Source organism: Jatrophihabitans sp., from assembly GCF_036000465.1.
Lineage (GTDB): Bacteria > Actinomycetota > Actinomycetes > Mycobacteriales > Jatrophihabitantaceae > Jatrophihabitans.
The window spans coordinates 12,531-25,884 of record NZ_DASYFV010000036.1 but is presented as its reverse complement, the minus strand read 5'-3'; the positions used below and the strand labels follow the sequence as shown (position 1 = coordinate 25,884).

Sequence of the window (13,354 nt, the reverse complement as noted above, 5' to 3'; positions counted from 1 at the left end):
TGTACGCGCGCCGAATGAGGCTGCGATCCTCGCACGATGCACGCCCTCGGCCGTCTCGCCGTCCGCCGCCGCTGGTGGGTCGTCGGGGCCTGGATCGCCTTCATCCTCGGCAGCCAGGCCCTGGCCGCTGCCGGTGGCGGCGCCGACTACCACGACGTCTTCACCCTGCCGCACACCGAGTCGCAGGTCGTGCTCGACCTGCTCAAGGCCAACGGGCTCGGCAGCCGGGCCGGGCAGAGCGGCACGGTCGTCGCGCACGCCCGGTCGGGCCGCCTCGACCCGACCGCACCCCCGGCCGGCCTCGCCGAGACCGCCCGCGGCGTCTGCCGTCCCGCCTGGCACGTCGCGATCATCAGCTCGCCGTGGGGATCGTTCCAGTGCGCCGGCGGCGTCGCCGTCGCCGCACCGCAGGGCGCGGCGGCGACCGCGCACAACCCGCTGCTGAGCACCGACGACCGCGTCGGCATCGTCACCGTGGGGTGGCAGTACGGCCAGAACTCGATCGACAACTTCGCCGGGGTCCACGACGCGTTCGCGCGGCTGGGTTCGGCGAGCGTCGCCTACGAGTTCACCGGGCAGGCGTTCGACCAGCTCGCCACCGCGCCGCACGGCGTCCCGCCCGAGCTCTTCGGCTTCCTCGCCGCGCTGGTGATCCTGGCCGTCGTGTTCCGGACCTTCGGCGGCGCGATGCTGCCGCTGCTCAGCGCCGCGGCCGCGCTCGGCAGCGGCAGCGCGCTGATCGCGCTGCTGAGCCACGCGATGAACGTCGCGACGTTCGCCCCGCAGCTGTCCCAGCTCATGGTGATCGGTGTCGGGGTCGACTACGCCCTGTTCATCGTCACCCGGCACCGCCGCAACCTGATGCGGGGGATGAGCGTCGAGGATTCCGTGGCCAACGCGCTCGACACGTCGGGTCGCGCCGTGCTGTTCGCGGGTGCCACCGTGTGCATCGCGATCCTCGGCCTGTGCGCGCTCGGCGTCAGCTTCCTCTACGGCGTGGCCGTCGGGACGTCGATCGCGGTGGCCCTGACGATGGTCGCGTCGCTCACGCTGCTGCCGGCGGTGCTCGGTTTCCTCGGCCTGAACGTGCTGCCCCGGCGGGTGCGGCGAGCGATCCGGGCCGGCACGTACGTCCCCGCCACCAGGCCGACCCGCTGGACCCAGTGGTCGGAGTTCGTCGCCCGCCGCGGCCTGCTGCTGAGCATCGGCGCCGCAGCCGTCATCGTCGTGCTGGCCGTGCCGTTCTTCTCGATGCGGCTCGGGCACGCCGACGAGTCGAGCGACCCGACCGACTCGACCACCCGGCGCGGCTACGACCTCATCGCGCAGGCGCCCGGCTTCGGCCCGGGCTACAACTCCACGCTGGAACTCGTCGTCGCCGGCCCGGGCGCGACCGATCCCGCCTACCTGCGCAGCGTGGCGGCGCGCCTGGCGGCGGTGCGCGACGTGAACCCGACCAGCGTGCGTCCCACGCCGGTCGGCGCCCACCTGACCCTCGTCACGTTCAAGAGCACCACCACGCCGCAGGATCCCGCGACGACGAGGCTCGTCCGCTCGCTGCGGGCCGAGGTGGTGCCCACCCTCGAGAGCGGGACGGCCAACCGGGTCTACGTCTTCGGCCAGACCGCGATCTTCGTCGACTTCGCCAAGATCCTGGCGTCGAAGATCCCGCTGTTCTTCCTGGCCATCATCGGGCTGTCGTTCCTGCTGCTCGTGCTGGCGTTCCGGAGCCTCGTGCTCCCGCTGACCGCGGCGGCGATGAACCTGTTCGCCGCCGGCGCGTCGTTCGGGGTGGTCGTGGCGATCTTCCAATGGGGTTGGTTCGCCGATGTGCTCGGCATCGGCGGCGGGGGTCCGATCGACCCGTTCCTGCCGGTGCTGTTCTTCGCGATCCTGTTCGGGCTGTCCATGGACTACCAGGTCTTCCTCGTCAGCCGCATGCACGAGGAGTGGGTGCACACCGGCGACAACGCCCGTTCGGTGCAGGTCGGGCAGGCCGAGACCGGCGGCATCATCACCGCCGCCGCGGTCATCATGATCGCCGTGTTCGGCGGCTTCGTGCTGGGCGACGCGCGGGTCATCAAGCTGCTCGGCCTCGGTCTCGGCGGCGCGATCTTCATCGACGCCTTCATCCTGCGGACCGTGCTCGTCCCGGCCGTCATGCACCGGCTCGGACGGGCGAACTGGTGGTTCCCCGCCTGGCTCGACCGCATCACCCCGCACGTCTCGGTCGAACCGGCCGAGGAGAGCGACTTGTCCGCTCCAGTGGCTGTGAACGACCCCCCAGATCACAGCCACACGAGCGGACAAGAGCGTCTCGGGGACGTCAGAGGGCGGAACCGAGGACCCAGCCCAGGGCGGCCGCGCCGAGGGCGGCGGCCACGCTGACGACAACGTTGGTGACGGCGACGGATCGCCGGCCGTCCTGGGCGAGGCGCAACGTCTCGTAGCTGAACGTCGAGAACGTGCTCACCGCGCCGCAGAACCCGGTGGCGACGAGGGCCTGCACCTCGAGCGAGAGGTGCCCGACCGCCCCGGCGACGAAGCCGGAAACCAGCGACGCGACGACGTTGACGGTCACCGTGCCCCAGGGCAACGCCGTGTCGTGCCGGGACTGGACGGCGCGGTCGGTCAGGTAGCGCGCGGGGGCCCCGACGGCCGCCCCGAGCGCGATCAGCAGCACGATCACGCCGGATGCCCGACGACGAAGCGACCGAGCGCGCCACCGACGGCGACGGCGAGCAGGCAGGCCACGAGCGAGAGGGCGACGTAGCCGAACGCGACGGCGACCCGGTGGGCCAGGAGCAGGCCGTGGGTCTCGACGGCGAACGTCGAGAACGTGGTGAAGCCCCCCAGCACGCCGACGCCCAGGAACGGGCGGGCCAGGCGGGGCGGATGCTTGCGGGCCAGCAGCCAGGCCATGAGCACCCCGATGAGCAGGCAGCCGACGGCGTTGGTGACGAGCGTGGCCCAGGGCCAGGCGTGCGCGGGATGCGTGATCAGGCGGGCGAGCCCGTAGCGGGCCTCGGCCCCGACCACCCCACCCGCGGCGATCGCGGCGAGGATGTCCCATTCCCGGAACGCGGTCTCGGCCTCGTCACCGAGGTCGTGCAGGTCGACATCCGGGTCGACCACGTGGCGTAACGGCCCGGCGCCGTCGCGCGGTTCGACCATGCCTCACCCCTCCGCCGTCCGCCCGAGCCTAGCGAGCGGGACGGAGCACCCGGGGCCGGTCAGTAGTTGTTGCGGGGGGTGGAGTGCTTGGCCACGTTGCGCCGGTTGAGCATCGTCCCGAGCAGGATCAGGATGCCGGCGGCGATCAGCATCAGCAAAACGTTGACGCCGGTGAACGCGGTGCTGCCGGGGTTGCTCTGACCGCCCGCTCCGGCGGCCGCACCCGAGGTGGCGACGCCGCCGACGCCCGAGCCCTGGATGTGGAGCTGCGCAGCCGGGTCGACCGGGCAGCCCGCCGCGGTCAGGCCGCCGCCGACGGCCACGATGCTGTGGCTGCCGGTCACGCCGGCGGGCAGGGTCACCTGGGTCGAGAAGCTTCCGTCCACCCCGCTCGTCACCGTCTTCAGCGGATGGGCCGCCGAGTCCAGTTCGAGCCGCACCGACCGGTTGGGCTTGAAGTTCGCGCCGGTGACCGTGATCGACTCACCGACCGCGGGGGTGGTGGTACTGACCGCCAGCGTCGAGCAGGTCACGACCGGGTAGGCGTCGGCTGCCGCCACGGGCCCGAGAAGCGCGAAGCCCAGACCGGCCAGGACGAGCGCGATCGTCGCTCGAAGTCGCATGGACCCACCCTTCGCACTGGACCGCGGACCGGCCACTCAACGTGACCAACGCCCACGACCGGCAAAGGTTGCGCTGATTGACGGGAAAGGTTCCTGACGCCGATCCGACCCGGCCGGCGGTCAGCCGGCGTCGATCGCCGCCGTGTGGCCGTCGATGGAGAGGACGGTGTCATCGGGCAGCGACCGCTTGACGACGGCGAGCGCGATCGGCCCGAGCTCGTGGTGGTGCAGCGCCGTGCCGAGGAAGCCGGTGACGCGACCGCCGACCTCGATCGGGGTTCCGGGCGCGGGCAGCTCGTCGGACTCGCCGCCGAGGTGCAGGAGCACCAGCCGGCGCGGCGGTTTGCCCAGGTTCTGCACCCGGGCCACCGTCTCCTGGCCGCGGTAACAGCCTTTGTCGAGATGCACCGCCCGCCCGATCCAGCCCACTTCGTGCGGGATCGTCCGGTGATCGGTCTCGAAGCCGTAGCGGGGCCGGCGGGCCTCGACCCGCAGCGCCTCGAAGGCCCAGACGCCGGCCGCTCCGGCGCCGGCGGCGACGAGCGCGGCCATAAAGCCGGCGCTGCGTTCGCGAGGGATCACGAGGTCGACGGCGACGGCGCCGGGCCAGTCCATGCGCCGGACGAAGCCGCCGCCGGTGATCGCCAGCGCCCGGCCCGCAGCGTCGGGCACGGGCAGGCGGGCGGCGGCGAGCACGCGGTCGGTCGCCGGGCCGACCAGCGAGAGCACCGACCAGGCGGGGGAGACATCGGCCGGGTCGACCCGCTTGAGGAACTGCATCTTGCGCAGATACCCCAGGGCCTCGGTCGCAGCGCCCGGCTCGGTGTCGATCCAGACCGTCTCGTCGAGCTCGGTCACCTGCCAGTGCTGTTCGACGTGGCCGTGCGGCGAGAGCACCAGCGCCTCGGTCGAGCCGCCGTCGCGCAGGGCGGCGAGGTGCTGCGAGCAGATCGAGTGCAACCAGCCGAGCCGGTCCTGGCCCGGCACGACGAGCACGTCGCGGTGGCTTCGGTCGATCACCCCGGCGCCGGTCGTCAGCAGGCGCTGCTCGCCGAGCGGGTCGCCGTAGTGCCAGCTGACCCCGGCGTCGCGACCGGCGGCCGGGACGGCACGCTCCGAATAAGTGGTCATCTCAGTGGTTCATCGTCCGGGCGACCGGTTTTGTTCCGGAGGTGCCCTGCTCCGCGGCGGCACACGCGCGGCAGCGACCGAAGACGGTGAAGTGCGCCCGGTCGACCTCGAAACCGTCGCTCGCGCGCAGCCGGCGGACCAGGTCGTCGACGGCGTCCGGCGCGGCGTCGGTCACCGCACCGCAGGCGTGGCAGACGACGTGGATGTGCTGGTCCTCCGCCGGTCGGTACGACGGCGGGCCGTGGCCCAGGTGGGCGTGCCGGACCAGGCCGAGCTCCTCGAGCAGCTCGAGCGTGCGGTAGACCGTCGTGACGTCGACCCCGACGACCGACTCGCTGATCTGCTCGGGCGTCGCGTGCCCGAGGTCGCGAACCGCGGCGAGCACCAGCTCACGCTGCGGGGTCACCCGCATGCCCCGCGCGCGCAGCCGCTCGGCGAGGTCGCCGGCGGCCGGGTCCGGCGCGTCACGTTGCATCGACCCATCGTAGGTAGCCTGGGTCGGTGCCGACCACGGACGGATCCTCACCCGCTGCCGCTTCCGTCCTCGCCGTCCTCGGCGTCGGCGTCGTGGCGGCCGATTCCCCGGTCCTGCGAGCCGACGATGCCGCTGCGACGCGCGGCGACGGGTGCTTCGAGGGTTGCCGGCTGCGGCGCGGCCCGGACGGCGCCAACGCAGTCGACAAGCTCGACGCCCACCTGGCCCGGATGACCCGCAGCGCCGACGCGCTCGCCATCCCGTTCGACGAGCGGGCGTGGCGCCGCCTCATCGCCGAGGCGGCGGCCGCCTGGAACTCGCCCGACGAGGCGGCGGTCAAGCTGCTGCTCAGCCGCGGCACCCCGACGAGCGGCCCGACCGGCTTCGTCCTCATCACGCCGCTGTCGGCCGAGTCGCGCCGGCTGCGCGCGACCGGCCTGAAGGTGATCACGCTGGCGCGGGGGCTCGAGTCCGGCGCCTTCGCCGATGCGCCGTGGCTGCTCGGCGGCGTCAAGACGCTCTCCTACGCGGTGAACATGGCGGCCTTCCGTGAGGCCGAGCGTCGCGGCGCCGACGACGTCGTGTTCCTCAGCTCCGACGGCCTCGTGCTCGAGGCTCCGACGGCCTCGGTGGTCTGGTCGGTCGGCCGCACCCTGTTCACGACCCCGACCGGGGCCACCGGCATCCTCGGCGGCACCACCCAGCAGCTGCTGTTCGAGCGGGCCGCCACGGCGGGCTGGACAACCGCGGAGCGTCTCGTCACCCTCGACGAACTCCAGGCCGCGGACGTGATCTGGCTGGTCAGCAGCGTGCGAGGCCCGGTCGACGTCGTCGAGCTCGACGGCAAGCCGCGCACCCGCCACCCCGACCTCGACTCCGAGATCCGTCGCCTCTGCGGCTTCTGAATCCGGCGGCCGAAACCGGTTGCCGGGACCTAGGGCCCGTCGTACCGTGGTCGTACACGAGAGAGGGGGTGGTCCAGAGTTGAGTACCTGTCGGACACGTGAGGTGGCTTCCAGCTAACCGCCGCTAGATCAACGGACCTGCGTGGGCTTGCCCCCTGCCGCGAGATCGCGGCGGTGAGCACTACCTGGCAGCCACCCGGCCCCCGAGTCGTCGGCCCGTCCAGCCGACCCGCCCTGCGGAAGTGATTCGGGGGCCGTTCCACGTTCCGGCCCGGTTCGAGCTCCGGTTCAGACGAGGTGCGCGAGCGAGTAGATCGGCCGCGAGTACCAGGTGACCATGCCCTGCTCGTCCAGGAACTTGATGATCTTCTCGGCCATCCAGCGCCGCGTCTCGTGGTAGTTCGGGTTGCCCCGCGCCGCCCGGGTCGCCTCGGCCGGATCGAGCCCGACCTCGGCGTAGACGTCGGGGCTGATCAGGGCGGTGGCCACGAAGGACGCGACGACGGCGGACGCGAGGTTGCTGATGACCTTCGCGATCGGGCCGATGTCGCGCATCTGGCGCGCTACCTCCTCGCGGGCGAAGCGGACGTGCCGCGCCTCCTCGACCACGTGGATGCGGTTCACCATGCGCACGAGCGGGTGCACCGATTCGTCGTTGACCATCTCGCGCTGCAGGCGGTCGGTGATCTCCTCGGCGACGAGCACCGGCGCGAACAGGGCCGGGCCCGTCGCCGTCGCCTTGTAGATGCGGGCCAGCTGCCGGACGAGCGGGCGGGGGCGGTACGTCGGGGCCCCGAGCCGGGCGATCGCCTTGGCGAACATCAGGATGTGCCGCGTCTCGTCGCCGATCTCGGTGAGGGCGTACTGCGTGCGCGGGTCCTGCGGGTCCTGGTGGTAGGCCCAGCGGGCCAGCATCTCGACGAGGACCAACTCGAACCACAGCCCGGTCGAGGCGACGCTCGCGAGCTCCTGGCGGGACAGCTCGATGCGCTGCTGCTCGGTCATGCGGTCCCAGAGACCGGTGCCGTAGAGCGACGTCCGCTCGAACGGCATGAACTTCATGTCCAGCTCGACCGGCGCGTCCCAGTCGATGTCGAGGCCGGGGTCGTAGGAGTTGCGCGACGACGAGCCGAGCAACCGGGTCGCGGTCTTGCGGACACTGTCCAGCGGCGCAGCTGCGGTCATCGCGCACACTCCGGGTCTCGTCGGTGATAGCCATCACAAGGTGTACCAGTAACTTGATGCCCTGACAATCTGTCGCAGTAACCGTCCGGGACGGGCGAGTCCTAGGGTTGGGGCATGACCGAGAGCCCGTCCGCCGCCGTCTCCACGACGGCCGAAGACGGCACGCGCGACGGCCGCTCGACCCGGTGGGATCCGCATCGCAAGGAGCGGCGGCTGACCATCATCCAGGCCGCCATCGCCGCGATCGAGGAGTACGGGCCGGAGGCCCTGACCGCGCAGATCGCCGAGAAGGCCGGCGTGCCGCGCACCCACGTCTATCGGCATTTCGACGGCAAGCAGGCGCTCGACCTCGCGGTGTCGGGCTACATCGGCAACCAGATCGGCGAGCGCATCCGGGCCGGCCTGGCCACCCGGGGATCGGCCCGCGACATCATCAGCGCCTCGATCGAGGCCCACCTCGGCTGGATCGAGGCGCACCCGAACCTGTACCGCTTCCTGAGCCAGCACGCCTACGCCGTCCGGGCCACCGGCGCCCATGCCGCCGACGACGCCAAGGCTGCGTTCGCCGCCGAACTCACCGCACTGATCCACCGCTACATGCAGGCGCTGGGGGTCGACACCTCACCGGCCGAGCGCATCATCGTCGGCGTCGTCGGCCTGGTCGACGCGACCGCGGCCTGGTGGCTCGAGGGCCGCGACCCGCCGCGCGAACAACTCACCGCCGAGCTGACCGAGCGGGTGTGGCTGCTGATCGACTACAGCGCGCGCGAGCTCGGACTCACCCTGGATCCGGATCAGCGGCTGCCGCGACTCTGACCAGCCGGGCGTTCAGGTGCGGCGCGTACGGCTGCCCGCCCGGCGCCAGCTCGGTGGCGTAGACGAGTTCGGCCCCGCGGACGGCGTAGAGCCGGCGCTCGCCGTCGACCGCCATGCCACTCGGCGCGTGCACTGCCGACTGCGTCGCGACCTCCCACTGCTGATCGCCCGCGGTGCCGGTGAACATGAGGGCCTGGCCGGTGTTCGAGGCCAGCACCAGCTCGACGTCGTCCTCACCAGGGCCGGGGCGCCAGAAGCCGCTCTCGCGCCACGCCGGCCGGATCACCGCGCCGTCGGCATCGAGGAGCCAGGAGCGCGACTCGTAGGCGAGGAAGGGACGGCCGTCGTGGACGATGCCGACCTGCTGACCGAAGCGGAACTCGGCTCCGGTCGAGGCGACCACGCCGGCACCCTCGCCGCGCCAGACGCCGACGAGCGGCAGCAGCGCGAGCAGGGCGTCGTGCAGCGGTGGGCCGGAGCGCAGGTCGGCGGTGTCCGGGCCCGGCTGGGTCACGACCACTCCCCGAAAAAGATCGCTTCCATCGCCCGAACGTAGCGCAGGATGGCCCTATGACATCGACTCGCCGACTCGTCGTGAAGTGCACCTGCGGCGACGAGGCCCCCGAGCGCTGCGCGCAGGCCTTCACCGTCGCCTCGACCGCCCTCGCGGCCGGGGCGGAGGTGTCGATGTGGCTCACCGGGCCGGGCGTGTGGATGGCGGTGCCCGGACGCGCCGAGGCGTTCACCCTCGACCAGTCGGCGCCACTACCCGACCTGCGCGACGCGGTGCTCGGCGCGGGCACGCTCACGGTGTGCACGCAGTGCGCGGCCCGGCGCGAGCTCTCCCAGGACGACCTGCTGCCGGGGGTCCGGATCGCCGGCTCGACGAGCTTCGTCGACGAGATCCTCGCCGACGGCGCCCAGGCCATCGTCTACTGACGTGACAACGCCCCCTCCGGCGACGGCCGGAGGGGGCGTTTCGGGCCCGAGCTGTTACTGCAGTGCGAGCGGGACCTCGACGAGGCCGGGGCCGGTGGCCTCGAGCGAGCGGCGCACCGAGCCGTCCTTGTGCAGGACGGACAGCGTCCAGGCACCGGGGGCGGCGAAGAAGCGGTAGTCGCCGGTCGCCGAGGTCACGACCTCCGCCGTGAACTCGTCGGTGCCGTCGAGCAGCCGGACGTACGCACCCGGCACCGGGGCGTCACCCTTGCTGACCACGCCGTAGATGACCGTTTCCTTGGTGACGTCGATGCCCGGGGGCAGCGACGGCGCCTGAGCGGGAGCTCCACACATGTCAGATCACGCACCCTTCTCGATCGGGACGCCGACCAGCGAACCGTATTCGGTCCACGAGCCGTCGTAGTTCTTCACGTTCTGGTGGCCGAGCAGCTCGTGCAGGGCGAACCAGGTGTGGCTCGACCGCTCGCCGATGCGGCAGTAGGCGATGGTCTCGCGGCCGTCGTCGAGGCCGGCCTCGCCGTACAGCGCGGCGAGGTCCTCGTCGGACTTGAAGGTGCCGTCCTCGTTCGCGGCCTTGCTCCACGGCACGTTGAGCGCCGTCGGGATGTGGCCGCCCCGCTGGCTCTGCTCCTGCGGCAGGTGCGCCGGGGCGAGCAGCTTGCCGGAGAACTCGTCGGGCGAGCGGACGTCGACCAGGTTCTTCTTGCCGATCGCCTCGATCGTCTCGTCGCGGAACGCCCGGATCGAGAGGTCCTGCTCCTGCGCCGTGTACCGGGTGGCCGGGCGCGACACGGTGTCCTTCGACAGCTCGCGACCGTCGAGCTCCCACTTCTTGCGCCCGCCGTCGAGCAGCTTGACGTCGGAGTGGCCGTAGAGCTTGAAGTACCAGTAGGCGTAGGCGGCGAACCAGTTGTTGTTGCCGCCGTAGAGCACGACGGTGTCGTCGTTGCCGATGCCCTTGGCCGACAGCAGTTCCTCGAACTGCTCCTTGGACACGAAGTCGCGGCGGACCTGGTCCTGCAGGTCGGTCTTCCAGTCCAGCTTCACGGCGCCGGCGATGTGGCCGCCGTCGTAGGCGGAGGTGTCTTCGTCGACCTCGACGAACACCACCCCGTCGGTGTTCAGGTTCTCCTCGGCCCAATCGGCCGAGACGAGCACGTCTGCGCGGCTCATATGTGTTTCTCCTCTGTGGTGTGTGGACGATGGGCGCGATCGTGGGGCACGCACGCGCCACGGCACCGCTGGGTGATTGCCGAGATCGGACAGGCGCCGGCGGGCGCGGATCAGCCGCTCAGCTGCAGGTGACGTGACACAGGCAGCTGCCCACACGGCACAGGTCGACCGTGCGGCGGGAGGTGAGCAGCAGGCGAACGGGGGCACTGGCCGTCGGCGCAGTGCGGATCGCGGTGCTCATGAGGGTGAGCGTAGCCGCCGTCACGCGGGCGGCGCCACCCCGGGCCGATCACACTTCGGGACGATCGTCCCGGATATTGAGACGACGGAAGACGACCGCCTCGGCCGAACCGGCCACGACGAGACCGGACGGCGACGGTCGCAACTCGTGCAGACGCAGCCCGTACGGAAGCTCCGGGATCGGGATCGGGACGTTGAGCGTCGGCAGCAACTGGTTCAGCACGATCCCGGGCAGGCTGATTCCCGCCACCGACACACCCCGGATGCGCAGCCACACCGACCCGCCGTTGTCTAGCGAGAGGACGGCTTCCCCGCTCACCCGCGCCAGCTGGCTGATGCCGGGTACGGGCAGGGCGGCCGAGGCCACCAGCTGGTCGTCGACCAGCCGCAGTTCGAGGCCGGGGATGCGGGCCGCCCGGGCCAGCTCGCCGAACGGCAGCACGATCTGGCCGGTGACCTGCTCGCACGGCAGCTCGGTCGTGCGGCCGCCGAGCAGTTCGCGCAGCGGCAGGTAGATGTTGGTGAGGTGCGCGGTGAGGGTCGCGCCGGTCATGTCACCGACGCGCAGGCCACCGCCCGAGACGTCGACCTGGTTGTACCGGCCGCGCAGGGCCTGGGTCAGGAACGGCGTGCCGTGCACCCGCACGGTGGCCGGATGGCCGAACGGCTGCGACAGGTACTCCGACGCCTTGCGCTCGGCGAGGGCGACACACACGCGGTCGAGCAGGGCGACGGCCAGCGCGAGCACGGCCAGGACGGCCACCGCTGCCACGATCCCGAGCACCACGACGCGATCCCCCGGTCAGGAACGGACGGCAAGGCAGAGCAGGAAGGCGGCCGGGGCCAGGGCGCAGAGCGGGAAGATCGCGGCCACGGCCGGTCGCAGCAGCCGGCGACGGGCCGAGGCGGGCTCCGGAGTCGTGAAGAGGATGAACGACGCGGCGATCGCGAGCAGGCCGGCGGCGGCCCCGAGCGCCGCGCCGAGGAAGGCGCCCCGGCCGTCGGCGAAGTCGGCCGCCGCCGCGCCGCCGCGCAGCACGAGGTAGCTCACGCAGCCGCCCACCACGGCCGAGGCGACCAGGGCGATGAGCCCCCGCGGCACCTCGGGATCGAAGCGCGGTGTCGGCACGACCAGGTCGACGAGGTAGCCCACGACCATCGCGCCGGCCGCGGCCGCCACGACGGCGAGCACGACCCGGCCACCCTCGTCGGCGTCGAGGAACTCGTGCCGCAGCTGCAGCAGCGCCGGCAGCGCCAGCTCGGCGAGCACCAGCAGCGCGACGGCCGACAGCGACGACACGATCTGCACCCGCGCCGTGCCGCGGCCCAACTGGTGGACGAACATCATCGGCACCGCCAGGCCGAGCACCGCGAGCAACGGGCCGAGCCGGCCGTGCGGCCAGACGGAGGTGGTGACGTCGGCTGCCGTCGCGGTGGCCGCGGCCAGCATCAGCGCGCCCTTGCGCCCGGGCATGCCGGTGCCGAACACCCACGCCACCGCGAACGCGGCCTGCACGATCGCGACGCCCACGAGCAGGGCGAGCGCGCTCGCCACCGCCGTGGCGGCCAGGAGACCACCGGCGATCAGGCAGATCCCGAGGCTCGCCACCAGATTCAGCGCCACGCCGTTGACCGGCGTCGCCGCCGGACCCACGGCGGTGCCGGTCGGCGCCTGTGCGTCAGTCACGCCCGCCATCGTCGCAGACCGGCACCGCCGGGGCTGCGGCTGCGGTTCGGACCGGTGCCCGTGACGCAGGCCACGCCGCGGGTTCGCGGGCCGATGTGCGATCGACGTCAGGTAATCTGTGAACGCTTGAGGGCAGCGCAGCCCGCCGGGTACGGCGACGATGGCGCGCCCGGAGACCACACCCGCCGGAAAACCCAGACACCCGGAGGCGAGAGTGGAGCTCATTCTGCTCACCGGTGCCATGCAGCCCACCGCAGAGGTGCTGCCGGCGCTCGGCCTGCTCCCCCATCACGTGACCGTCCTGCCCCAGGACGCGAGTGCCCTCGTCGACCGCACGCTGGGCGACGTCGTGCTCGTCGACGCGCGCCGCGACCTCATGGGCGCCCGATCCTTCATCCGCCTCCTCACCGCCATGGGCACCTCGGTGCCGGTCGTCGCGGTGCTCACCGAGGGCGGGCTGATCGCCATCTCGGGCGAGTGGGCCGTCGACGACTTCGTCCTCGACACCGCCGGCCCGGCCGAGCTCGACGCCCGGCTGCGCCTCGTGGTCGAGCGGCGGGCCGCGACGACCGACGACACCAGCGGCCGGCTCGAGATCGGCGAGCTCACCATCGACGAGACCACCTACTCGGCCCGGCTCTCCGGCACCTCGCTCGACCTCACCTACAAGGAGTTCGAGCTGCTCAAGTTCCTGGCCCAGCACCCGGGCCGGGTCTTCACCCGCTCGCACCTCGTGCAGGAGGTGTGGGGCTACGACTACTTCGGCGGCACCCGCACCGTCGATGTCCACGTGCGGCGGCTGCGGGCCAAGCTCGGCGTCGAGTACGAGGCCATGATCGGCACGGTCCGCAACGTCGGCTACAAGTTCGTGCGGCCGGCCGATGTGGCGAGCAGCCGGCGCGACTCGGGCAGCAGCGCGCCGAGCGACGCGATCGCCGACCTGGAGACCCGCTTCACCGGCTGACGTCCCGCTACGGTCGGACGC

General features: G+C 72.1%; 17 protein-coding genes. 5 read left to right on the top strand and 12 right to left on the bottom strand.

Annotated features, from left to right (window positions below):
• Positions 1-36: 36 nt before the first annotated feature.
• Positions 37-2,388, top strand: coding sequence for an MMPL family transporter (locus VGN18_RS11975; protein WP_327539918.1), 2,352 nt, complete (start codon positions 37-39; stop codon positions 2,386-2,388).
• Here VGN18_RS11975 and crcB (VGN18_RS11970) read toward each other — a convergent pair.
• From crcB (VGN18_RS11970) to VGN18_RS11950, 5 genes are all read right to left on the bottom strand, one after another.
• Positions 2,327-2,689 (bottom strand): fluoride efflux transporter CrcB, encoded by a 363-nt coding sequence (gene crcB / locus VGN18_RS11970; RefSeq protein WP_327539917.1) that lies wholly within the window; start codon positions 2,687-2,689, stop codon positions 2,327-2,329. The genes VGN18_RS11975 and crcB (VGN18_RS11970) overlap by 62 nt on opposite strands.
• Positions 2,686-3,174, bottom strand: coding sequence for a fluoride efflux transporter CrcB (crcB, locus tag VGN18_RS11965; RefSeq protein WP_327539916.1), 489 nt, complete (start codon positions 3,172-3,174; stop codon positions 2,686-2,688). Before crcB (VGN18_RS11965) ends, crcB (VGN18_RS11970) begins: the two co-directional genes overlap by 4 nt.
• 59 nt (positions 3,175-3,233) lie before the next feature.
• The gene (locus VGN18_RS11960; RefSeq protein ID WP_327539915.1) at positions 3,234-3,797 is read right to left on the bottom strand and encodes a hypothetical protein; all 564 of its coding nucleotides are present in this window, start codon (positions 3,795-3,797) and stop codon (positions 3,234-3,236) included.
• A gap of 120 nt (positions 3,798-3,917) precedes the next feature.
• On the bottom strand, positions 3,918-4,928 hold the full coding sequence (locus VGN18_RS11955) for a folate-binding protein (protein ID WP_327539914.1): 1,011 nt from the start codon (positions 4,926-4,928) through the stop codon (positions 3,918-3,920).
• 1 nt (position 4,929) lies between these two features.
• Positions 4,930-5,403, bottom strand: coding sequence for a Fur family transcriptional regulator (locus VGN18_RS11950; RefSeq protein WP_327539913.1), 474 nt, complete (start codon positions 5,401-5,403; stop codon positions 4,930-4,932).
• 26 nt (positions 5,404-5,429) lie between these two features.
• Between VGN18_RS11950 and VGN18_RS11945 the strand changes: the two genes are divergently transcribed.
• Positions 5,430-6,308: an aminotransferase class IV gene (locus tag VGN18_RS11945; RefSeq protein ID WP_327539912.1), complete on the top strand. Its 879-nt coding sequence runs from the start codon at positions 5,430-5,432 to the stop codon at positions 6,306-6,308.
• A gap of 288 nt (positions 6,309-6,596) precedes the next feature.
• On the opposite strand, the gene VGN18_RS11940 is transcribed toward VGN18_RS11945, so the two are convergent.
• A complete protein-coding gene (locus tag VGN18_RS11940; protein WP_327539911.1) occupies positions 6,597-7,493 on the bottom strand; it encodes a diiron oxygenase in 897 nt (298 codons plus the stop codon).
• A 114-nt stretch (positions 7,494-7,607) separates the two neighbouring features.
• Here VGN18_RS11940 and VGN18_RS11935 point away from each other — a divergent pair, with 114 nt between their 5' ends.
• Positions 7,608-8,309, top strand: a complete 702-nt coding sequence (locus VGN18_RS11935; protein ID WP_327539910.1) for a TetR/AcrR family transcriptional regulator — start codon at positions 7,608-7,610, stop codon at positions 8,307-8,309.
• Here the strand turns inward: VGN18_RS11935 and VGN18_RS11930 are convergent.
• On the bottom strand, positions 8,272-8,823 hold the full coding sequence (locus VGN18_RS11930; protein WP_327539909.1) for an FABP family protein: 552 nt from the start codon (positions 8,821-8,823) through the stop codon (positions 8,272-8,274). The two genes, VGN18_RS11935 and VGN18_RS11930, sit on opposite strands and share 38 nt — an antisense overlap.
• A 56-nt stretch (positions 8,824-8,879) precedes the next feature.
• On the opposite strand from VGN18_RS11930, the gene VGN18_RS11925 reads away from it, so the two are divergent.
• Positions 8,880-9,248 carry a DsrE family protein gene (locus tag VGN18_RS11925; protein WP_327539908.1) on the top strand — a complete coding sequence of 123 codons (369 nt, stop codon included), beginning with the start codon at positions 8,880-8,882 and terminating at the stop codon, positions 9,246-9,248.
• A 54-nt stretch (positions 9,249-9,302) separates the two neighbouring features.
• On the opposite strand, the gene VGN18_RS11920 is transcribed toward VGN18_RS11925, so the two are convergent.
• The 5 genes from VGN18_RS11920 to VGN18_RS11900 all read right to left on the bottom strand — a co-directional run bounded on the left by VGN18_RS11920 (position 9,303) and on the right by VGN18_RS11900 (position 12,369).
• A complete protein-coding gene (locus VGN18_RS11920) occupies positions 9,303-9,602 on the bottom strand; it encodes a DUF1416 domain-containing protein (protein ID WP_327539907.1) in 300 nt (99 codons plus the stop codon).
• A 6-nt stretch (positions 9,603-9,608) separates the two neighbouring features.
• Positions 9,609-10,442, bottom strand: a complete 834-nt coding sequence (locus VGN18_RS11915; RefSeq protein WP_327539906.1) for a sulfurtransferase — start codon at positions 10,440-10,442, stop codon at positions 9,609-9,611.
• A gap of 118 nt (positions 10,443-10,560) precedes the next feature.
• Entirely contained in the window at positions 10,561-10,683 is a 123-nt protein-coding gene (locus tag VGN18_RS11910; protein ID WP_327539905.1) for a hypothetical protein, read from the bottom strand.
• A gap of 48 nt (positions 10,684-10,731) precedes the next feature.
• Positions 10,732-11,469 (bottom strand): DUF2993 domain-containing protein, encoded by a 738-nt coding sequence (locus VGN18_RS11905; RefSeq protein ID WP_327539904.1) that lies wholly within the window; start codon positions 11,467-11,469, stop codon positions 10,732-10,734.
• A gap of 15 nt (positions 11,470-11,484) precedes the next feature.
• On the bottom strand, positions 11,485-12,369 hold the full coding sequence (locus VGN18_RS11900) for a hypothetical protein (RefSeq protein WP_327539903.1): 885 nt from the start codon (positions 12,367-12,369) through the stop codon (positions 11,485-11,487).
• A gap of 241 nt (positions 12,370-12,610) precedes the next feature.
• Between VGN18_RS11900 and VGN18_RS11895 the strand changes: the two genes are divergently transcribed.
• Positions 12,611-13,333, top strand: coding sequence for a response regulator transcription factor (locus tag VGN18_RS11895; RefSeq protein ID WP_349259893.1), 723 nt, complete (start codon positions 12,611-12,613; stop codon positions 13,331-13,333).
• Positions 13,334-13,354 lie beyond the last annotated feature (21 nt).